Source organism: Tenacibaculum sp. (assembly GCF_050290165.1).
Taxonomy (GTDB): Bacteria; Bacteroidota; Bacteroidia; order Flavobacteriales; family Flavobacteriaceae; genus Polaribacter.
This window is the reverse complement of record NZ_JBNKHD010000001.1, coordinates 112,914-133,076: the sequence shown is the minus strand read 5'-3', so window position 1 is coordinate 133,076 and position 20,163 is coordinate 112,914. Positions and strand designations below refer to the sequence as shown.

At 32.3% G+C, this 20,163-nt stretch carries 20 protein-coding genes; 2 read left to right on the top strand and 18 right to left on the bottom strand.

Annotated elements, in window-relative coordinates; all coding sequences use genetic code 11:
- Nucleotides 1-6: 6 nt before the first annotated feature.
- The 3 genes from ACQY6M_RS00585 to ACQY6M_RS00575 form a co-directional block, all read right to left on the bottom strand.
- Complete coding sequence (locus ACQY6M_RS00585) at nucleotides 7-2,301, bottom strand: hypothetical protein (protein WP_428742754.1); 2,295 nt, start codon at nucleotides 2,299-2,301, stop codon at nucleotides 7-9.
- A 181-nt stretch (nucleotides 2,302-2,482) separates the two neighbouring features.
- Nucleotides 2,483-3,370, bottom strand: a complete 888-nt coding sequence (locus ACQY6M_RS00580; protein WP_428742753.1) for a 3-hydroxybutyryl-CoA dehydrogenase — start codon at nucleotides 3,368-3,370, stop codon at nucleotides 2,483-2,485.
- A 94-nt stretch (nucleotides 3,371-3,464) separates the two neighbouring features.
- Nucleotides 3,465-4,430 (bottom strand): Gfo/Idh/MocA family protein, encoded by a 966-nt coding sequence (locus ACQY6M_RS00575; protein ID WP_428742752.1) that lies wholly within the window; start codon nucleotides 4,428-4,430, stop codon nucleotides 3,465-3,467.
- Between the two features lie 253 nt (nucleotides 4,431-4,683).
- On the opposite strand from ACQY6M_RS00575, the gene ACQY6M_RS00570 reads away from it, so the two are divergent.
- A complete protein-coding gene (locus ACQY6M_RS00570; protein WP_428742751.1) occupies nucleotides 4,684-5,325 on the top strand; it encodes a protein-L-isoaspartate(D-aspartate) O-methyltransferase in 642 nt (213 codons plus the stop codon).
- A gap of 185 nt (nucleotides 5,326-5,510) precedes the next feature.
- Here the strand turns inward: ACQY6M_RS00570 and ACQY6M_RS00565 are convergent, their stop codons facing one another.
- The 11 genes from ACQY6M_RS00565 to ACQY6M_RS00515 form a co-directional block, all read right to left on the bottom strand.
- The gene (locus ACQY6M_RS00565; protein ID WP_166627688.1) at nucleotides 5,511-5,681 is read right to left on the bottom strand and encodes a hypothetical protein; all 171 of its coding nucleotides are present in this window, start codon (nucleotides 5,679-5,681) and stop codon (nucleotides 5,511-5,513) included.
- A gap of 18 nt (nucleotides 5,682-5,699) precedes the next feature.
- The gene (locus ACQY6M_RS00560) at nucleotides 5,700-6,560 is read right to left on the bottom strand and encodes a substrate-binding domain-containing protein (protein WP_428742750.1); all 861 of its coding nucleotides are present in this window, start codon (nucleotides 6,558-6,560) and stop codon (nucleotides 5,700-5,702) included.
- Nucleotides 6,561-7,430 carry a nucleoside phosphorylase gene (locus tag ACQY6M_RS00555; RefSeq protein WP_428742749.1) on the bottom strand — a complete coding sequence of 290 codons (870 nt, stop codon included), beginning with the start codon at nucleotides 7,428-7,430 and terminating at the stop codon, nucleotides 6,561-6,563.
- A complete protein-coding gene (locus ACQY6M_RS00550) occupies nucleotides 7,431-8,375 on the bottom strand; it encodes a DUF1835 domain-containing protein (protein WP_428742748.1) in 945 nt (314 codons plus the stop codon).
- 149 nt (nucleotides 8,376-8,524) lie between these two features.
- On the bottom strand, nucleotides 8,525-8,848 hold the full coding sequence (locus tag ACQY6M_RS00545) for a translation initiation factor (RefSeq protein WP_428742747.1): 324 nt from the start codon (nucleotides 8,846-8,848) through the stop codon (nucleotides 8,525-8,527).
- 5 nt (nucleotides 8,849-8,853) lie between these two features.
- Nucleotides 8,854-9,801 carry an isopenicillin N synthase family dioxygenase gene (locus ACQY6M_RS00540; protein ID WP_428742746.1) on the bottom strand — a complete coding sequence of 316 codons (948 nt, stop codon included), beginning with the start codon at nucleotides 9,799-9,801 and terminating at the stop codon, nucleotides 8,854-8,856.
- Between the two features lie 60 nt (nucleotides 9,802-9,861).
- Nucleotides 9,862-10,590 carry a DUF6048 family protein gene (locus ACQY6M_RS00535; protein ID WP_428742745.1) on the bottom strand — a complete coding sequence of 243 codons (729 nt, stop codon included), beginning with the start codon at nucleotides 10,588-10,590 and terminating at the stop codon, nucleotides 9,862-9,864.
- On the bottom strand, nucleotides 10,571-11,047 hold the full coding sequence (locus ACQY6M_RS00530) for a DUF6452 family protein (protein ID WP_428742744.1): 477 nt from the start codon (nucleotides 11,045-11,047) through the stop codon (nucleotides 10,571-10,573). Before ACQY6M_RS00530 ends, ACQY6M_RS00535 begins: the two co-directional genes overlap by 20 nt.
- Nucleotides 11,048-11,054: 7 nt before the next feature.
- Entirely contained in the window at nucleotides 11,055-12,506 is a 1,452-nt protein-coding gene (rlmD, locus tag ACQY6M_RS00525) for a 23S rRNA (uracil(1939)-C(5))-methyltransferase RlmD (protein ID WP_428742743.1), read from the bottom strand.
- A 112-nt stretch (nucleotides 12,507-12,618) separates the two neighbouring features.
- Complete coding sequence (locus ACQY6M_RS00520) at nucleotides 12,619-13,317, bottom strand: OmpA family protein (protein ID WP_428742742.1); 699 nt, start codon at nucleotides 13,315-13,317, stop codon at nucleotides 12,619-12,621.
- Between the two features lie 14 nt (nucleotides 13,318-13,331).
- Nucleotides 13,332-13,808, bottom strand: a complete 477-nt coding sequence (locus tag ACQY6M_RS00515; RefSeq protein ID WP_428742741.1) for a hypothetical protein — start codon at nucleotides 13,806-13,808, stop codon at nucleotides 13,332-13,334.
- A 251-nt stretch (nucleotides 13,809-14,059) separates the two neighbouring features.
- Between ACQY6M_RS00515 and rocD the strand changes: the two genes are divergently transcribed.
- The gene (gene rocD / locus ACQY6M_RS00510) at nucleotides 14,060-15,304 is read left to right on the top strand and encodes an ornithine--oxo-acid transaminase (protein WP_428742740.1); all 1,245 of its coding nucleotides are present in this window, start codon (nucleotides 14,060-14,062) and stop codon (nucleotides 15,302-15,304) included.
- 48 nt (nucleotides 15,305-15,352) lie between these two features.
- Here the strand turns inward: rocD and ACQY6M_RS00505 are convergent, their stop codons facing one another.
- From ACQY6M_RS00505 to ACQY6M_RS00490, 4 genes are all read right to left on the bottom strand, one after another.
- Nucleotides 15,353-18,334 (bottom strand): AAA domain-containing protein, encoded by a 2,982-nt coding sequence (locus tag ACQY6M_RS00505; RefSeq protein ID WP_428742739.1) that lies wholly within the window; start codon nucleotides 18,332-18,334, stop codon nucleotides 15,353-15,355.
- A gap of 320 nt (nucleotides 18,335-18,654) precedes the next feature.
- Nucleotides 18,655-18,756, bottom strand: coding sequence for a YegP family protein (locus tag ACQY6M_RS00500; protein ID WP_428742998.1), 102 nt, complete (start codon nucleotides 18,754-18,756; stop codon nucleotides 18,655-18,657).
- Between the two features lie 41 nt (nucleotides 18,757-18,797).
- A complete protein-coding gene (locus ACQY6M_RS00495; protein ID WP_428742738.1) occupies nucleotides 18,798-19,163 on the bottom strand; it encodes a hypothetical protein in 366 nt (121 codons plus the stop codon).
- A 217-nt stretch (nucleotides 19,164-19,380) separates the two neighbouring features.
- Nucleotides 19,381-20,097 (bottom strand): RDD family protein, encoded by a 717-nt coding sequence (locus ACQY6M_RS00490; RefSeq protein ID WP_428742737.1) that lies wholly within the window; start codon nucleotides 20,095-20,097, stop codon nucleotides 19,381-19,383.
- Nucleotides 20,098-20,163 lie beyond the last annotated feature (66 nt).

Below are 20,163 nucleotides of genomic sequence, written 5' to 3'. Positions count from 1 at the left end.
AAAAATTTATGATTTTCGCTCAATATAAAAGCTATAGTGTCTCTTATAATTAGGATCAATACCAGAATTATAACCATTGGTAACTCTCTTTTCAGCAGTTAAAGAGCCAGAAATAACAACGAATTTTTCAGATGGACGCATCCAACCAGATTCATTATCAGAAGGTCTTAGTTGAATGTTTACAAAATCATTTGTTCCATGTTCATCTATAGTACCTCTATATCCAGAGCAATTATTAAGGTCTGTGTTTAAAATATTTTCTCCGGAATCTATTATACCTGTAGTGTCTCCTGATATAGCTGAAGGACTCATTATATTTACTTCAATATTGGGAGTTGGACATTTATTCATAGTTAGTTTGTAGTTGTTAACAAAGCCATGAGGATCATTTGCTTTGAAGGAAATATTTAAAGGAGTTTTCATTTGAGAGTTTGTTAACCTATACAGTCCACAAGGGATTTTTTCGACAGTTTCGGAAAAATTAATACTATTTAAACCGAAGCCAAGAGGTTTATTATGAACATATAAGGCAATCATATCGCGAGCATCCGGAATTAAGTTTCCATCAGCATCATAGCCTTCAATTAAAAAGTAAATAGTTCCAGGAGAATCCTCGTCGTAAATATTGGTGTTTAGACGAATATATCTATCTAATCTACTAAATTCCCAGTCAATACGGTTTCCATCAACATCACCTAAAAAAACTTCTGATTGAATACATTTATAAGCTGGTACTTCTTGTTTGGAGCTTCCAGTAACCTGCAACATTGTAGGAATAGGTCCTACTAGATCTCCATTATACCCTGGTGTTCCTCTTTTAGAAAACTGTGGATGTCGGTATACCTGGCTTACAAATTGCCATGAATTACTTGGTTTTCTATACTTGATAGTATAAAATCTAACTATAGGGTCGTTCTCTTCACGATTGGCATTATACATACATCCATGAAAATCAACAGTTCCTGCCCAAGAAGCACAATCTATTTTAAATCCTGCTTGGCTATTTTTTACAGTGATTTTTCCATCAGAATGCAGGTGATTGTTGTAACCATTTCTGTCTAATAAAGTGGTGCTAGCGATTGTATTTTGATTTCCTCCAATAAATACATTACCTAAACTTCCAATAAGGTTACCATTGAAACATAGGGGTCTTGTTGGGGGTACTTTACTTTTAGGTAAACATAAATTGATACGCTGTAAATTTTGGATATTGAAACGTGGAGCGGTTTCAAATATAGTTTTAGAAGGATTGAAAGAGTCTTGAATTTTGACAATTATATCTGGCCTTCGTTGAACTAAATAGTCTTCTCCTTCAGCTGTATCTAATACGATATCTTTTAAACCATCCCAAAAACCATGATTGAATTTAAAAATATAGTTCCCGTGCATATCGGTTATAGCATCTCCTAATCTTTTTCTATCTCCCTCTCCAGTATAAACTCCACCTGATAGCTCACTTGTAGTACGATCGTATTCTTCAAAACTTAAAGTAAGGTTATTACCTACTTCAGTATGACATCTTACTGTAGGTAAGTCTATAATTTTTGCCAAATCTAAACGATCCTTAATATCGATAATATTAGAGTCAAAGACACTTGTATTAGCATTTAAAAAGTTACTTTTTACTTGGTAATTTGATAGTAATGATTCTGATTTGGTAGTAGTCTTTTTAGTTTTTGAAGTTCTGTCTATTCTAGTAAAAACATTGAGCTCTTGTTGTGGTATTTGAATTTCATCTACTACATTAATAACAATAGGCTTAAAATCTGGAACTGGATCAGGAGGGAAGGGAGGGGTAATCCATTCTGGAATTTGCTTCGGATAGTATTTAGTAATGATATCCTTTATGCGGTCTATTTTTAGAGCATCTAAAAGTTGTTCATAGGTGTCAATAACAAACCACCTTCTATAGCATGGATTAATTAGGCAATAGCCACTATATAAGGTAACATTTCCATAAATTAAATAGTCACTAATCCTAGCTTCACTAGTACATTCTAAGATTAAATCATTAAAATCTTGATCTCCACCAGAGTCATTAGATTCTATTTCAAATACATATTTATCGTCTATTTTTCTGGGGAATTTTATTCTTGTATCTGAAAGTATAAATCCATTACCTGGATTATGTTCTATAGAAATAGTCCATTGATCTCCAATAACTTTTATTGGATTCATATTTGTTACGGCATTGTATATACCATTGCCTTCTGTGGCACCGTTAATAACAAATCGTTGAGGGTAAGCTGCTTGCTTGGTTTTTACACCAATTGACCAGTCTCCTTGCATAGAAACAATCATAACATATTTTGTTTGGGGGTTAATATTGGTCCAAAGTTAAGTTCCTATATGCTAGTTTTCTGTATGCAAATAACTGGTTTTAATGAAGTATAATCCGTAAATTTTGAGTGTGTTTTTCCCTAAAAAAAAGGGAGTTTCTAACTGAAACTCCCCTTTTTTTGTATTGTTATAAATTTAAAACCTAAGAAAACATTTTTGCTACTTTCTCAGCTTTTTTGCTTTCTGAATAATCATAAAAGCCTTCACCAGATTTTACTCCTAATTTTCCAGCCATTACCATGTTAACTAATAATGGGCAAGGTGCATATTTAGGATTTTTAAATCCGTCGTACATTACATTTAAAATAGATAAACAAACATCTAATCCAATAAAATCAGCTAATTGTAATGGACCCATTGGATGTGCCATCCCTAATTTCATAACGGTATCAATCTCAGCTACTCCAGCAACACCATTGTATAAAGTTTCGATACTTTCGTTAATCATTGGCATTAAAATACGGTTTGCAACAAACCCAGGATAGTCATTTACTTCTACGGGAACTTTATTGATTTTTTTAGTTAAATCAACCGTGAAATTCATTACTTCATCAGACGTATTGTAACCTCTAATAATTTCAACCAATTTCATGATAGGTACAGGGTTCATAAAGTGCATTCCAATTACCTTTTCTGGGCGATTTGTTACCGCAGCAATTTGAGTAATTGAAATTGATGAGGTGTTGGTTGCTAAAATGGTTTCTTCGGCACAAACTTCATCCAAATCTTTAAAAATCTTTAATTTCAAATCTACATTTTCAGTAGCTGCTTCTACTACTAAACTAGTATTCTGAACTCCATCTTTAATAGAAGTATAAGTAGTAATATTTTTTAAGGTGTTGTTTTTATCTTCTTCGGTGATTTTCTCTTTTGCTACCATTCTATCTAAGTTCTTAGTAATGGTTGCTAAACCTCTATCTAGAGCGGCTTGAGAAATGTCGATAAGTTGTACATTGTATCCAAATTGAGCGAAAGTATGTGCAATTCCGTTACCCATAGTTCCAGCTCCAATTACGGCAATATTTTTCATGTTTGTTGTGTTTTAATATTTCTATTTGAGAAAATTTCTTACCTGATATGAACAAGTAAGTTTAATTCTTAACTCATTAGTTGATTGTATTTTTTTAACGTTTAAAGCATTCTATAATTAGATGTGCCACACGTAAAGCTTCAGTACCTTGACGTAATGAAACTATTGGAGTTGTATCATTATTTATTGCATCAGCAAATGATTCTAATTCATCTAGAATAGCATTGTTAGCAACAATTTTAGGGTTATCATAATAAATTTGCTTTTTAACACCTTCAGCGTTTTGCAAAATCATTGCAAATTCATCCGGTCTTTTAGGGGCGTCCTTCATTTTTACGACTTCTGCTTTTTTTTCTAAGAAATCAACAGAGATGTAGGCGTCTTTTTGGAAGAAACGGCTTTTACGCATGTTTTTCATCGAAATCCTACTCGATGTTAAGTTGGCTACACATCCATTTTCAAACTCGATACGAGCGTTGGCGATATCAGGAGTTTCAGAAATTACAGAAACGCCGCTAGCATGTATGCTTTTTACTTTAGATTTAACTACCGATAAGATGATGTCAATATCATGAATCATTAAATCCAATACTACAGGTACATCTGTTCCTCTAGGGTTGAATTCAGCTAAACGGTGTGTTTCAATAAACATTGGCGTGTCAATCAAATCTTTTACAGCCATAAAAGCAGGATTGAAACGCTCTACGTGACCTACTTGCCCACGAACATGATGTTGGCTAGCAAGTGTTCTGATAGCTTCAGCTTCTTGTACTGTGTTAGTGATTGGTTTTTCAATAAAAATATGTTTTCCTTTTTCAATGGCTTGCTTAGCGCAGTCAAAGTGAGAAAGTGTTGGGGTAACAATATCTACGACATCTACAGCATCAATTAATTCTTCTACTGAATTAAACAACTTGTAACCAAATTCATCAGCTACTTTTTGTGCATTTTCAGTAAACGGATCATAAAACCCAACTAGTTCATATTTTTCAGATTGTTGTAACAAACGCAAGTGGATTTTTCCTAAATGACCCGCGCCTAAAACTCCAGCTTTTAACATTCTTATTTGTTTAGTTATTGAAAAAGTGTGTTTGTTTAAAGGTTAAAATATTTTTATTAAGATGGTTAATAAATGGTTACATAAATTAACGGTCAACCGTTTTAAACAACGCTAACAAAGATACACTTTTAAACATATTTATTACTACTTTTAGCCTGCCGAAATTTTATGATTTGCATAAGTCATAGAGTTGTTTTAAATTAAAGAAGGATAGAGTAAAAAAACAAATTACTGCTTATATAGAGATATATAAATGAAAGATACTACCAAACATCAAGGACTTAGAAATCAATTAGTAAATGTTTTACAAGCGAAAGGAATTACTGATAATAGAGTGTTAGATGCCATTCGTAAAATCCCTAGGCATTTGTTTATGGATAGTAGTTTTGAAGCACATGCATATCAAGACAAGGCATTTCCTATTGCTGCAGAGCAAACCATTTCTCAGCCTTATACAGTAGCTTTTCAAACGGAAGTTTTAGAAATACAACCTGGAGATAAGGTGTTGGAAATTGGTACAGGTTCTGGGTATCAGACAGCAGTATTGTTAGAATTAAATGCTGAAGTATACTCGATTGAGCGTCAGCATGAATTGTTTAAGAAAACATCGATGTTTTTACCTAAGTTAGGGTATAAACCTAAGCGTTTTATTTTTGGTGATGGTTATAAAGGATTGCCTGAAGAAGCACCTTTTGATAAAATTATTGTGACTGCTGGAGCTCCGTATGTGCCAAAGGCATTGCTAGCACAAATTAAAGTGGGAGGTAGATTGTTAATCCCTGTAGGTGATAAAGAACAGGTTATGACTTTGTTTATTAGAAAATCACCAAAAGAGTTTGAAAAGCACGAATTAGGTGCTTTTAGATTTGTACCGATGTTAAAGAAGAAGAATTAAAAGAAAAATAATATGAAAAAAGAAAGTAGGACAAAGTATTATCTGATTACTGGATTTGCAATTTTATTGCTGTTTATGATAAAGATAGTTTTTGAAAAAGGTGAAGTATTAGGAGAAATCATTGCTAAATAAAAAAATCCGCCTAAAAAAGCGGATTTATTGAATTTGAATAAAGATACATCAACTTATTCAGCAATCGCTATTTCTGTTGCATCAGCAACTACTACCTCTTGTTGTTGATGTTGTTCTTGTTTATTTTGATTAGTTTTTGCTAAACCACATGGGCTTGTACTTCCACAAGAAGAAAAACCTAACAAACTAACAGTACAAATTGCAATAAATACTACTTTTTTCATTTTTTTAGTTTTAAATAATCAAATATACATATTTCTGATTAAGTCACCAGAATTTTCCTTCCTTTCAATAACGTTGAACTCTACCATTTTATTTTGTATGCTAGAAACTAAATTTTCAGTAATGGGTTCACCATCATTCCACTCTGTAATAGACAACCATTCTTGAATGTCTCCTAATTGTTGTTCGTATCTGTCAGAAAGTATACCATCGATATTATCAAAGTCTTTAAAGTCTTTCGTACAACTATTAATAATATCGTGTACTTTTTTAACTTCTTCAAAATGGTTTTCTAATATTTCATTTCGAACGGCAATTACGAAACAAGGCCAAGGAGTAGGGCAGTCGCCAACACGTCTAAAAGTACCATTATCAACCAAAGGCTTGGTGGTAAAATGTTCCCACATAAAATAATCGGCATCTCCATTGGTTAAGGCATCAATTCCGCCTTGTAAATCTCCTACTACTTTATATTGAAGTTTGTTTACATCCCAACCGTTATTATGAGCGTTTACTATAGCCATTAGATGTGACCCTGAGCCAAATCGGCTTATGGCTACTGTTGCATGTTCTAAATCAGCAATGGTTTTAAATTTAGAATCTGCACCCACATGAATTCCCCAAATAAGTGGACTTTTTACAAAGGTCTGTGTAATTTTAGAAGGATTCCCGTTAATGATATCCTTAATAATTCCTTCAGTAAGTACTAAAGCAATATCTACTTCGCCAGAACGTAGTGCTTTTGACATAGCTCCAGTACCTCCTGGGTAATCTTTCCAGCGTAAATTAACACCTTCTTTTGTGTATTCTTTATTTTTTAGTGTGATGTACCAAGGGTAATTAAAATGTTCTGGAACACCACCTATTTTTAAATCAAGCATTTATTCAATTAATTTTTCTAAAGTATAAAGAATTAAATCATTTACTACTTTGTATGGATCTTCACTAAATGTTCCATTAGCTCTATTGGCTATAATGGCATTCATAGAAGCGGCATCGTGTCCTAATAGCTTTGCTAATCCATAAATAGCTGAAGTTTCCATTTCTAAGTTGGTAATTCTATTGTTATTATGGTTAAAGCTATCTATTTTACTATTTAGGTTAGCGTCTTGTAAAGGTAGGCGTAATACTCTTCCTTGAGGACCATAAAAACCACCTGCCGTAGCTGTTATTCCTTTGTAAACTTTATCAGAGCTTAATTTTTCTTCTAAAGATTTTCCATTTGAAATAACTAGTGGGTACGATTTTTTTGAACTCCAACCCGTATGTTCAATAAAAGCTTGTTCAAGTTCAGGATGAGAAATTTCTTCTACTTGATATGCTTGTAGCATCCCATTTAGGTCTAAAGCGTGTGTGCTTAATAGAAAGCTATCAACAGGAATATCAGATTGCAAAGAACCAGAAGTTCCAATTCTAGTAATATGTAGCTTTGTAAAGTTGTCTTTAATCTTACGAGTGTCAAAATCGATATTTACTAAAGCATCTAGTTCGTTTAGAACAATATCAATATTATCAGGACCTATACCTGTAGAAATTACTGTAAGTCGTTTGCCTTTGTAAGTTCCTGTAGTGGTTTTAAATTCTCGCTTTTGCGTACTAAATTCAATAGTATCAAAATGTTGGGTAACTTTATCTACACGATATTGGTCTCCAACAAAGATAATATCAGTGGCTATATGCTCAGGTCTTAAATTCAGGTGGTAAATACTGCCATCTGGATTTAAGATGAGTTCAGAATGTTGTATACTCATTTACGATGTAATTTTTAACAGCTTATTGGTAGAATTTACATATAAATAGCTGTATTTTTTTGCGCCACCAAGATACGAAAAATCAGAACGAATTTTAGCGTAATAATTGGTTTGGTTTTGCAATACTTTTTTTCCTGTTTTGTTTAATTTAATAGGATCAAAAGGGCTGAATAACTTTTTTAAACTTTCTAGTTTGTTAAAGTATTGACTATCACCAAATCCGTAATTTTCTTGGTGTTTTAATAAGTAACCAACTAGTTGATCTTGATTAGTAAATTCGTTGTCGTTAATAGCTGTTAAAATGTTATTTTCAATATGGTTTAAACCATTTTCTAAAGAAGGAAAGCGAAGTAAATGTGATCTTAAAGCTTTTTCTAAATAAACAAAAGGCGATTTTGGGTTAAACTTATGAGCATTTTCAAGAGGTAGTGGACTATCCGAGCAATACAATTGCCAAATATAATCAGCATATTCAATGTCGTCGTCGGTTAACTCAATTCTATTTTCATAATGCTGCTGTAACTGTTCTGTAGTTAGCTCTCCCAAGCCAAACATTTTATCACTTCCAGAGATTTTTCCACTTGAAACCAAAGAAACTTTGTGTCCTTTACGGTATCGTTTTAACCAGCTAATTACAGCAACCATGTTTATTTGGCAAAATAAGTCGTATTCAAACCATAAAACAATTTCGTCCTCTTGTTTGTGGTTACATAGATTACGATATTCTTTTAAAGTATAGTCGATGAATTTTTTCTTGGTAACTTTGTAGGAATCCTTTAAGAAGTCGAAACGCATTTTCCAAAAGCTCTCGCTACCTATATCTACCGAAGTTTTACCCTCGCATAACATTTCACGCCATGTAATGATGTCACCTGCTACATTTAACTTTTGTAATCTATGAGTTGTACTGTCTCCATTAGTTATATGTAATAAAGAATGTTTCATAATCTTTTGGGGAATTAGTGATTTCTTTATTTGTATAAAATAAACGTTTTATTTTATACGTTATTATTTATTAGTTGATATTTAACATTTTACAAAAGTTGTAAATATAAAAAAAATGTCGAGAACATAGTTCTTCGACATTTTTTTGTTTATCCACCAACGCGTTTTACGTTGAATCCTTTGTCTTTTAAAAGTTGCATTATATCATCTCGATAATCTCCTTGAATAATGATTTTATCATCTTTAAAACTACCGCCAACACTTAGTTTGGTTTTAATTTCTTTAGCAAGCTTTTTAAAATCTTGAGTAGCTCCGTTGTACCCATCTATAATCGTAACAGGTTTCCCTTTTCTTTTTTCGTATTTACATAAAATAGGGTCTTCCTGTAACCAAATATCCGGTTTTTCTTCAACTGGTTTTTCTTCAAACTGATGGTCTGGAAATAAATTTTTTAGTTGATCTTGTAAATCCATTAGATTTATTTTTTCAATCCTAACTCACGTAAACGCTCATCTAAAAATTCACCAGCAGTAATGTCTTCAAATTGTTTTGGGTTGTTTTCATCAATACAATTTTCTAACACATTTAATTTCATGTCTGAAACTGGGTGCATAAAAAATGGGATTGAGTAACGTGAGGTTCCCCATAATTCTCTAGGAGGGTTTGTTACTCTATGTATAGTAGATTTTAATTTGTTGTTACTGTGACGTGATAACATATCACCAACATTAATCATTAATTCGTCTGGTTCTGCAATAGCGTCAATCCATTCGCCTTTATGATTTTGAACTTGTAACCCTTTACCTTGAGCCCCCATTAATAAGGTAATTAAGTTAATATCACCATGGGCAGCAGCTCTTACAGCTCCTTTAGGTTCTGTAGTAATAGGCGGGTAGTGAATTGGACGTAAAATACTATTTCCGTTTTTGATATAGTTATCAAAATAAGTTTCTTCTAAACCTAAATGTAGTGCTAACGAACGTAATACATATTTAGCTGTTTTTTCTAACATTTGATAGGCTTCTTTACCTACTTCATTAAATTTAGGTAATTCTTCAACAACTACATTCTCAGGGTATTCTTTAGCATATTTTGAATCAGCATCTACGTATTGACCGAAATGCCAAAATTCTTTTAAATCACCTTCTTTTTTTCCTTTAGCACTTTCTTTACCAAAAGAAACATAGCCTCTTTGTCCTCCAATACCAGGAATTTCATATTTCTCTTTAACTTCAGTTGGTAAATCAAAAAACTTTTTGATTTCAGCATATAAATTTTCTACTAATTCATCGTCTAAAAAGTGTCCTTTTAATGCTACAAATCCTATATTCTCATAAGCGTCACCAATTTCGTTGATGAATTTTTGTTTTCTTTCAGCATCGTCTGATAAAAAATCTGCTAAGTTTACGCTTGGAATTTTATTCATTGTTAATAAGTTTTATTATTCAGACTGTAAAGTTAGTGAAATCAAGCGTATGCTGATAATTTATTTATTAACAAAAGGGATTAAGTACGATATTGTATAATTAAATCCGAAGCCTGTACTGCTGTCAAATACACGATTAAAACCAGGAGCATATAAGGTTTTAAATCCTTTTTGATCATCAACACTCAGCATTATTTTATAAGAAAAGCTAAACCCAACAAATAAGTTTTTAAAAGTTTCTGCTTTGAGACCTAGCTGTAATTCAGTCCAATGGGCGGTTAAACCGTTGTCTGATTTTGGAACTTCAACAGAAGGAATTGAAGGAAAATAGGGTGGTGAGCCAGCTGTACCAGAAGACACATTAGGAGTGTAGCTATTTAAAGTATGATCAAACATAGCAAAGCCATAGCGCATACCAACATAAATTTCGTTATTCATGTCTAACCAATTCTCGTAAGCATTGTAATTAGCACCAAGTCTAATATAATTTCCTTTTGAGGTTGAAGAAGTAAAGTCTTCAAAAGTTATTTCTTCTTCATGTCCTAATTCAGCAGCAACATACCACTTTTCAGAAACACGATAATCTCCCACAAGTTCTAGCCCGCTATAGCTTTTGTCAATAATAGCAAGACCAGGTTTGCTAATATCTATTCCCAATCGTAAACCGTACCCAGTTTTATAAGTTACCGTATCTTTTTTTTCTTCGGATTTTTCTTTAGATGTGTTTTGTTGAGAATATCCGTTTACAAACACAAATAGAAAACATAGACTAATGAAATACTTGTACATGGGCACTAGCTTGATTATCGATTAAAGGAATTTCTTTGGTAGATAAACTGTCTATCCAACCTGTATGATCTAAGGTAACATTTTCAAAAATGATTCTAAAACCACATGAACGAGATACATACTCTTCTTCTGGATTGTATTCAATGGTAAGTGTAGCGGTTTGATTATTGGCTACATTACCATCTACATCATTCATTTTTAAAGTATAAACTGTTTTTTGTGACAGACTATTTAAAGGAATAGCAATACTATCATTGTTGGCATTTGTAAAAAGACTATCAGCTTTTCCTTCAGCAATTACTGATAGACGTTCTACATTTTTAAGATCATTAGTGTTGTCTTTATCGTAAAAACGTAGGACTAAGTTAGGAGTTACTGGGTTTTGTGTACAAAAATCATCTTTTTCACAAGAGCTTAAACCTGCTAGAAGTATGAATAGCGCAATGTATTTTTTCATTAATTTTTTATTTTTCAAATAAAACAACCGTTTCTATATGTGATGTATGCGGAAATTGATCTACCAAACTAATCTTTTTTAATTGATATCCGTTTTTGATTAACTCTTCCGTATCACGAGCCTGTGTTGCTGGGTTACAAGATACGTAAACCATTCTATCTGCATTTAAATGTATGATTTTTTTAAGCGTTTTAGGTGCAATACCAGCTCGAGCAGGATCTAAAATCAGCGTTCTAATTTTGTTTTTATACTGTGGATGTTCATTTAAAAACTTACCAACATCAGCAGCATAAAATTGTAACCCTTCAATGTTGTTTCTCTCAGCATTTTTCTTAGCATCTTCAATAGCTGATGCTACGATATCTACTCCAACAATTTTAGTGTTATTAGATTTAGAAGCGATGATTTGCCCAATAGTTCCCGTTCCACAGAATAAATCCATTACGACTGTATTGTCTATAGCTTCTTTGTTTTCTAACGCATAATCAACTACTTTGGTATATAGTTTTTCGGCAGATTTAGGGTTGGTTTGAAAAAAGCTTTTCATACTAATTTCAAAGTTTAAGCCTAATAATTCTTCCACAATTTTATCTTTACCGTATATTAATTTGATGCTTCCAGAAGTTGCGATAGTTCTGTCACCAGTTTCATCATTTATGGTATGTAGTAAACCAGCAACTCTATTACCAAATAATTCTACTAAGTAGTTAGCAAAATCTTCTAGATTAAAATCAGATAAGCCAGTTGATGTAGTAACCAAGTTGAATAATAACTCATCAGTTTTGTATGATTTACGTACTACAAAGTACCTAAAAAAACCTTCTTTTTTAGGCCCGTGCCAAGGTTGTAACCCAGTTTTTTTACAATATTCTCTAATGTTTTTGATATTGTCTTCTACTTGCTTATCAAATAACCCAGAATCTTTTTCTAGATTATCACCCATCCACCAAACACCACGACGTTTAAATCCTAGGGTAAATTCGTCAACATCAGTTTTATTTTCACGATCATAACCTATGGCAGAAAATCCGTATTCCATTTTATTTCGGTAGTGAAATACATTTGGAGAAGAAATAAATTCATCAAATAAGTCTTCTATATTTTCAACTTTACCAATACGTTTAAATAGTGATAAGGTGCTTTCTTGTTTGTATTGATGTTGTAATTCGATAGGTAATTGAATGTAAGGAGCTCCAGGAATGTCTTGAAAAGGAACTTCAACTTCATCTTTTGAGTGTTGTACAACATCAATTAATTTACATTCTGCGTATTTCTTTTTTGATTTTTCTACACGTGCTTTTACCAATTGTCCTGGTAATGTATTTGGTACAAAAACCACAAAAACACCTTCCTCAGAACGTATTCTTCCAATTCCTTTTCCTCCGAAGGCATAATCTTCAATTAAAATTTCAATGATTTGTCCTCTTTTTACAAACTTATTTCGCTCTCTTCTTGGCATTTTCTACTAAAAATTTATGGTATGCAAAATTAGGAAAAGATATGGTTTAGTGATAAAAAAAAGACCACTCATTTAGAGTAGTCTTTTTTGATTATTGTTATATGCTTTTTGACTATTGGCCTGCTTCTTTTTTAGCTTCTTGAATCATTTGTTCGTTAGCAACAATTGCAAATTCAACACGTCTGTTTTTACTTCTACCTTCAGCAGTTTCGTTAGTAGCTATAGGATCATTAACACCTAATCCTTTAGTTTCAAAACGACCATTATCTAATCCTTTACTAGCTAAGTAGTTTTTTACTGAGTTCGCTCTTTTTTCTGAAAGAGATTGGTTGTACTCCACACTACCGGTGCTATCTGTATATCCGTAAATTACAATATCTGTGTTTTGATAATCTTTGAATACAGGAACTAATTTATCTAAATTAGCTTTAGCTGTAGAAGTTAAAGATGCTTTGTTGGTGTCAAATCTTACCGCATTTTCACCTAAAGTAAGCTTTATACCTTCCCCAACTCTTTCTACTTCTGCTCCAGGTAATGCTTCTTCAATTTCACGTGCTTGCTTATCCATTTGGTGACCAATAACACCACCAGCAACACCACCAATAACACCACCTAAAACAGCACCTAATTCTGAGTTTTTCTTGTTTCCAACGTTGTTACCAATCACAGCCCCAATCACAGCCCCAGCTGCTGTACCAATTACAGCCCCTTTTTGAGTGTTGTTTGCATTTTGAACAGATTTACAAGAGGTAAATAAAGTTGTACCTGTTAAAAATAGAATTGATACACTATAAATAATTGCTTTTTTCATAATATTTTATTGATTTATTGTCTTTGAAATGTATATGTAATGTCTTTAACTTGTCCAGCAACGTTAATTTTGTCAATTAACTCAAAGCTAGTTTCGGTTACGTTGTTTAATTTTAAAATATACCCAGTATTAACGTTTTTTGCTTTATGATTGTTAATGATTTTTAAAACAAAATTTCCATCTTTGTTAACATACCAAGTTATAGGAGAGCTAAAACCTTTACAATCAGTGTTAGGGTTGTTTAAACTCATTTCTCCTTTATTATTGTTTGAAATAAAACTCCAATCGCTACCAATAAAGCAGCTAGAATCCTCTAAATTAAATGAATTTACTTTTAAGTAATCTGATCCAGGAAAATCTACAGAAGCAATAGTCCAATTACCTTTTAACATTCTCTCAGTTTTGTTGTCAAGTTTAGTGTTAGTAACAGATGTAGATTTACATCCAATTACAGCTATTGAAAGCAGTAGTAAAAAAAAGATTCTTTTCATAAAAATGATATTTAGTTAATTTCTTTTAAAGATAAAAAAAACTACTTAACTATGTTTTTATTTCAAAACTGATTGAGAAAGTTAAGTAGTTTACTTTTTGGACACCTTAATTCTGCTAAAGTCACTTAATTTTAATAATTTTGTTTTTAGGGATGATTTCTTTCCCACGCTGAATTTTCGAAACTTCTTTTTCGAAAGGATAAAGGTAGATAAGGAATGGTTATTTTATAAATTTTAAAAAATTAAGAAAAATGGCTGTTTTAGACCAATTAACTTCGCAACAAGCGATTGACTTAGAAAACAAATACGGAGCACATAACTATCATCCATTGCCAGTAGTACTGAGTAGAGGGGAGGGAGTATATGTATGGGATGTAGAGGGTAAAAAGTATTATGACTTTTTATCAGCATATTCTGCAGTAAACCAAGGGCATTGTCACCCAAAAATTGTTGGTGCAATGGTGAATCAAGCGCAAACTTTAACGCTAACTTCTCGTGCCTTTTATAACGACATGTTAGGTAAGTATGAAAAGTTTGCAACTGAATACTTTGGTTTTGATAAATTGTTACCCATGAATACTGGGGCAGAAGCTGTTGAAACAGCTTTAAAAATCTGTAGAAAATGGGCATACGAAGTAAAAGGTATTGATGAGAATAAAGCGCAAATAATTGTATGTAAAAACAATTTCCACGGAAGAACTACTACAATTATTTCATTTTCAAATGATCCAGTGGCTCGTAAGAACTTTGGACCATTTACTGAAGGATTTATCAAAGTTGAGTATGATAACTTACAGGCTTTAGAAGAGGCTTTAGAGAATAATGACAATGTAGCTGGTTTTATGGCGGAGCCAATTCAAGGGGAAGCTGGAGTGTATGTGCCTTCTGAAGGATATTTAGCAGCAGCAAAAGCTTTATGTGAAAAGCATAATGTATTGTTCATTGCAGATGAAGTACAAACAGGAATTGCTCGTACAGGAAAATTATTAGCGGTAAATCATGAAGATGTACAACCAGATATTTTAATTTTAGGAAAAGCATTAAGTGGAGGAGCATATCCAGTATCTGCAGTATTAGCAAATGATAGCATTATGAATGTTATTAGACCTGGAAATCATGGTTCTACTTTTGGAGGGAATCCAGTGGCAGCAGCAGTAGCTATTGCAGCTTTAGAGGTAGTTAAAGAAGAAAAATTAGCAGAGAATGCTGAGCGTTTAGGTAAGATATTTAGAGAAGAATTATCTGAGTTCGCTAGGGAGAATGAGTTAGTAACCTTAGTTCGTGGGAAAGGGTTGTTAAATGCAGTTGTAATTAATGATTCTGAAGAAAGTGAAACAGCTTGGAATATCTGTTTAAAATTACGCGACAATGGATTGTTAGCAAAACCAACGCACGGAAATATTATTCGTTTTGCGCCACCATTAGTAATGAACGAAGAGCAATTAAGAGATTGTATTGAAATCATTAAGAAAACGATTACAGAGTTTAAAAAGTAAACTCAAAAAATAGATAAAAAAAGGAGCAATTTATTGCTCCTTTTTTTATTAGTTGGCCATTTCATAAATATTCAAATGCTTTTTTAAGATTCCAGAGGGTGTGTTTTTAGTTTCATCAAAAATTCGGGTGTCTCCAAAAAGAATAAAACTTTCCTTGGCTCTAGAAACTGCTACATTTAGCATATTGGGTTTGTTATCTTTTTCAAAAAACAAAGTGCCTTCATCTTCATTTGAATATACAGAACTGAATAAAATGATGTTTCGTTCTGCACCTTGTAATGCATGTACAGTACCTAGTTTGATGTCGTTTACTTTATAACCAGCGTCGGTTAAGGCTTTAGATAATTCTCCTTTTTGACTTGCAAAAGGAGTGATAATTCCTAATACACTTTCAATAGAAGTTACATCATAGGCTTCTTGAATAGTTTCTTTGTTTTGTTGGAGCCACGATACAATGGCTTTTACTTCCGTAATATTGCAACGACTGTTATACTTACGCTCACTAATGCCTTCGATATGGTATGCCATCATTGAAGGAAATGCTTGGTCTTCTTTAGCTTTTCCTTTCATCGGTTTTAAAATACCATCGTATGCCAATTCATTACAAAAACTAATAATTTCATCATTACATCGTCTATGTTCTAACAAAACCAATCCTTGTTCGTTGTTGTTAGGCAGCGGAGTTTCAAATTCGCAGGCGTTTTGTGCCATTCTCATAATGCTTCCACTAGAGGCTAAAAAACCTAGGTCTTCTAGATATTCATCGTTTTGGTTTTCAAGAATGTTTAAGCTTGTTAGGTTTCCTTGGTCAATTTTTTTAGGAATAGACCAAATAGGTTCAATTTGTTTTAAATCGCCTATCACAAAAGCTTTTTGAGCTAGAGAGAATACAGGAATGCTAACTTCTGGAGTTACCTGACCAGCTTCATCAATAATTAACAAATCTAAAAAGTTGTACAGTGGTAAGTATTCGAAAATAGGTTTTCCGTTTTCGTTCTCTCCTTGAAACTGACTGTATAAAAAATGACTAGGCGCCATATAAAAAGTAGCCACAAAACAAGGAGTTAGCATCGCTCTTCGTTTCCACCTTGCTTTTATAGCATTTTCACCTGTTCCTTTTTCGGTGTAATATTCTAGCATTTCTTTGGTCTCAAGCAACCAACGAGCCTCCCAATAGTGAGTTGCTAACAAAAAGGCTTTATGACGTAAATTAATATCTAACTCATCATAAAAGAAGCGTTGTGAAGCATCGTTAGATTTGAGTTTCTCATATTCATTATTCCACATTTCTTCTTCAGAAACAAAAGGGAACCCTTGAATATCATTTTCAAACTTCCAGTTTTTCAGTTTTAAATTAGACTGAAGTAATAAATTCATATACGCAATGCTTTCTTTGATGAAAGCAATTGCTTTTTTATTGTCTGAAAGTACAGAGGTATCAACTTTAAAAATATATTCAGAAGGATTGTTAGTAGTTGAAATTTGTGATTCTGAAACACAATAATGTTTCACTTTATCAATAAAGTCTACATCTTTTGAAGCCGATTTTAAATCGTTTAAAATGGTTCTCCATTCTTGTAGTTTAGAGATTTCAAACGTGTTTTTTTGAATGTAATCTTCTTCGCGTGCAAGTATGTTGTTGATGTTGTTTATCGAGTTGATATAATTGCCAGAAAACTCAACACCATCTGCTAAAATATTCTGAATAGCTATGATTTCCTCCTGTAAATGATAGCATACATCTTCTAGCGAGTTTGTTTCTGTATGAAAGTAATGACAATAATTGGTTAGAAAGTAATACTCTGCTTCTGAAACATATTTTTCATCTTCTAAATTACACAAAGTACCCTCATGACCAAACAAATTTCCTTTTAAAAAATTAATGTCAGCTAAGTTTTTATCACTCTTGGAGTTGGATGGAAGATAGGTTGCGTATCCATTGAAATTAGGAATCCAACGGTCTGATAATCCTTCCATAGAGCTTTCAGAATTGATAAAACTATCAATAATATTTGTTACAGCCTGATTGTTGTTAGAGCAAGCGAGAATGATAGGAGCCTCTTCTCCTTGAATGGCAGCTCTTACAAATTCGGTAGCAACTAAGCTTTGCAAAAGGGTAGTTTTCCCTGTTCCAGGAGGTCCGTTTACAGCAGTAACTGCATTTTCTTCAGAAACTAAATACGACAACAATGTTTTACGTTGACTGACAGATAAAGGAAACTCGTTAGACATCTGTCCTAAATGCAAATGATTATAATTTAAGAAACCATGATCAGTAATGGCTATTTTACGTTCTCTAGTATACGGATTGATAATTTTTGACAATACAGGAAGTTCTTCTGTATTTTTTAATAGGTTTTCATACAGAAAAAGAATGCTTTTTGCTGTAGAAATTTTTGAACTTAACGCAAAATAGGTCAATTCATATTTCGTGGTGTACTTATCAACTTGGTAGCGATATAAGTTGCTATGTGTTATGGAAGCAAAAATGTCATTAATGTAGTTCCAGTACTCATCCCAAGGAACAGTTTCTTCTTCATTTTCAAAATCAGGTGAAGCCAGTTCTTTTGCTTCTAAAATAGTATCGATGGAAGAGAAGATAAAATCATTTTTTACATCGGCAATAGGAGTGAGGTAATTGCGAACAATTAAAGGAAACGCATCTTTTGGAGTTGATAATTGTCCTGAGCGATTTACAATGGCACTAATCCAAAACGGATGGATAGTACGTTGTTTGAATTTTGTATTATCTGTTTGATACTCTAAATGAAAAGGAGCGATAAGGATTTTAGTCTCTTCAATTACATGCCATTTTGGACTGTCTTTTTTGGTAATTCCTTTTAACCGGTTAATTCTTCGTTCTTCAACATCTAATAATTCATTGGCTTGTTTTGAATTGATAATTGCATTGCTTAAATCGGATGATTTTTGGTGAAATAAGTCTTTAATTTTACTAATATCAATTGCTAAATTTTCACTGTCTGATAAGCTGTTTTTATAATATTGAAGCCAGTTTTTCTCGTTGTTCATAGTTGTTCTCGTACCCTAGAATTGTAATTTTTTTCAATAAGAAAGGGTGCGAAAATAGTGTATTCAACGTCGAGAAAAATAGTTTTTATAGCCTTTTTATTAACGATTAAAAGGCTATGGATATAGTGAGTTCGTTCTCAGTAAAATAAATGTTGAAAAATTATTGACGAGCGAAATAGTGGTAATCTTTAATCGCGGTATCTACAAATTCTGTTGGTTTTTGTTTAAAATATATAAGAATAAAAAAATAACACTTTCTAAAAAACAAAAAGATGAACCTAAGTCCATCTTCTTGCTTGTTTTAACTATTTAATTTACTACTAAGAAATCTCTTCTGCAGTAGCATTTGGTGCATTCTTTTTTACAGAAGCTATACCATTTTCCATGGCATCTTTACTTGAATACATTTCATTTGTACCAATGATTTAGCCGTTAGCTACTTTAGTAGTATAGCTCATTTTGATTAGCCTTTCTCATCATTAACCAAAATATCTTCTTTTCTTATTTTCAGAAAGCTTAAAAAGTATAGCAACAAGAAAATAAACATAATTGTAATAGCTAGACTAAACTTGTTCATGTTTTTATACAAAACAAAACTTCCAATTAAAAACCATAAGAAATCAAGAAATCCAGTTATATAGTAGTTTCTAATCTTTATTTCATTTCCTTTATCCTTATTTGAAAAATTCATAATAGAAAAATAAAGAGTTAACAACGAATACAAGAACACTATTACTAACTTTAGTACTTGACTAATAAAAGCTTCTTGATGATAAATAAAAAGTATAATTATCAATAATGTTATTTGAATATATTTTTCTCTTTTCATATAATTACTTTAGTTTCTTTCTAGTTTGATTAGATCTAAAAATTTTTGATTTTCCTTTTAGGTCTATGTATTGTCTTTTAAAGGGATTTCCAGTTTTAGTAGCCGAAAACCAATTTTCGTTTCTGGAGATAACTTGCTAAAAACCATTTTGATATAAAAAAGAATCAAAATGTTTTAAACTTTCTGTTCTTTAAATGAAAGGATTTAATTGGATAGTTTATTGACGCGCATAGTAATGGTAATCTTTAATCACGGTGTCTACAAATTCTGTGGGTTTTTGTTCGGTAGAAACACCTGTCAGCTCTATGATTTTAGCATGCAGTTTTAAAATCACTTTGTGATTTCTTTTTCTCATAGCATCACGATACACACTTTTTATAGTATGGATGTCATTATCGGTTAACAAAGTTACTTGAGAATAGGTTGGAGTGTAGTTATCTACCACATCATTAGCAATAGTATCTTTTAACGTAATTCTTTTCTTTTCAGAAATAACAGTAGTTCCTGCAGCAATATCACCTAAACGTTGTCCTTTGCCGTTTAATAGAATGGTAAGAACAGCGACAGAACCACTAGCTAAGGTAAAATCAACAAAACGTAATAACCAACGAATTAAATAGCTTCCAAAAGTAGGTTTAGAACCGTCTAGTTTTACCACTCTTATTTGGTTGAAATATTTGCCAGGTGTTTGTCCGTTCATTAAAACTTCAAAAATCAAGCTATAAAAGAATACCGGAAGCCCTAATAAAACATACAAACTCATGTATTCCATACTTAAAGGAATGTCTAACATTCCTATAATAATAGCCATAATAATATAATAGCCTACAATAAATAAACCGTCAAGTAAGTAGGATCCTATACGAGTAGTAACATGAGCTACATTTTGACTAATAGAGATGTTTTGAGCTGTTTCAATTTGAAAATTATCCATTAACTAGTTTTTCAATTTTTTTGTTGATATATCTTCAACTTTTTTTAGTTTAGCGAAGATAAAAAT

What these genes read in the sequence shown, in the direction of transcription:
- ACQY6M_RS00585 (WP_428742754.1), bottom strand. Translation starts at nt 2,301, where the DNA reads ATGATTGTTTCTATGCAAGGAGACTGGTCAATTGGTGTAAAAACCAAG.
- ACQY6M_RS00580 (WP_428742753.1), bottom strand. Translation starts at nt 3,370, where the DNA reads ATGAAAAATATTGCCGTAATTGGAGCTGGAACTATGGGTAACGGAATT.
- ACQY6M_RS00575 (WP_428742752.1), bottom strand. Translation starts at nt 4,430, where the DNA reads ATGTTAAAAGCTGGAGTTTTAGGCGCGGGTCATTTAGGAAAAATCCAC.
- ACQY6M_RS00570 (WP_428742751.1), top strand. Translation starts at nt 4,684, where the DNA reads ATGAAAGATACTACCAAACATCAAGGACTTAGAAATCAATTAGTAAAT.
- ACQY6M_RS00565 (WP_166627688.1), bottom strand. Translation starts at nt 5,681, where the DNA reads ATGAAAAAAGTAGTATTTATTGCAATTTGTACTGTTAGTTTGTTAGGT.
- ACQY6M_RS00560 (WP_428742750.1), bottom strand. Translation starts at nt 6,560, where the DNA reads ATGCTTGATTTAAAAATAGGTGGTGTTCCAGAACATTTTAATTACCCT.
- ACQY6M_RS00555 (WP_428742749.1), bottom strand. Translation starts at nt 7,430, where the DNA reads ATGAGTATACAACATTCTGAACTCATCTTAAATCCAGATGGCAGTATT.
- ACQY6M_RS00550 (WP_428742748.1), bottom strand. Translation starts at nt 8,375, where the DNA reads ATGAAACATTCTTTATTACATATAACTAATGGAGACAGTACAACTCAT.
- ACQY6M_RS00545 (WP_428742747.1), bottom strand. Translation starts at nt 8,848, where the DNA reads ATGGATTTACAAGATCAACTAAAAAATTTATTTCCAGACCATCAGTTT.
- ACQY6M_RS00540 (WP_428742746.1), bottom strand. Translation starts at nt 9,801, where the DNA reads ATGAATAAAATTCCAAGCGTAAACTTAGCAGATTTTTTATCAGACGAT.
- ACQY6M_RS00535 (WP_428742745.1), bottom strand. Translation starts at nt 10,590, where the DNA reads ATGTACAAGTATTTCATTAGTCTATGTTTTCTATTTGTGTTTGTAAAC.
- ACQY6M_RS00530 (WP_428742744.1), bottom strand. Translation starts at nt 11,047, where the DNA reads ATGAAAAAATACATTGCGCTATTCATACTTCTAGCAGGTTTAAGCTCT.
- rlmD (WP_428742743.1), bottom strand. Translation starts at nt 12,506, where the DNA reads ATGCCAAGAAGAGAGCGAAATAAGTTTGTAAAAAGAGGACAAATCATT.
- ACQY6M_RS00520 (WP_428742742.1), bottom strand. Translation starts at nt 13,317, where the DNA reads ATGAAAAAAGCAATTATTTATAGTGTATCAATTCTATTTTTAACAGGT.
- ACQY6M_RS00515 (WP_428742741.1), bottom strand. Translation starts at nt 13,808, where the DNA reads ATGAAAAGAATCTTTTTTTTACTACTGCTTTCAATAGCTGTAATTGGA.
- rocD (WP_428742740.1), top strand. Translation starts at nt 14,060, where the DNA reads ATGGCTGTTTTAGACCAATTAACTTCGCAACAAGCGATTGACTTAGAA.
- ACQY6M_RS00505 (WP_428742739.1), bottom strand. Translation starts at nt 18,334, where the DNA reads ATGAACAACGAGAAAAACTGGCTTCAATATTATAAAAACAGCTTATCA.
- ACQY6M_RS00495 (WP_428742738.1), bottom strand. Translation starts at nt 19,163, where the DNA reads ATGAAAAGAGAAAAATATATTCAAATAACATTATTGATAATTATACTT.
- ACQY6M_RS00490 (WP_428742737.1), bottom strand. Translation starts at nt 20,097, where the DNA reads ATGGATAATTTTCAAATTGAAACAGCTCAAAACATCTCTATTAGTCAA.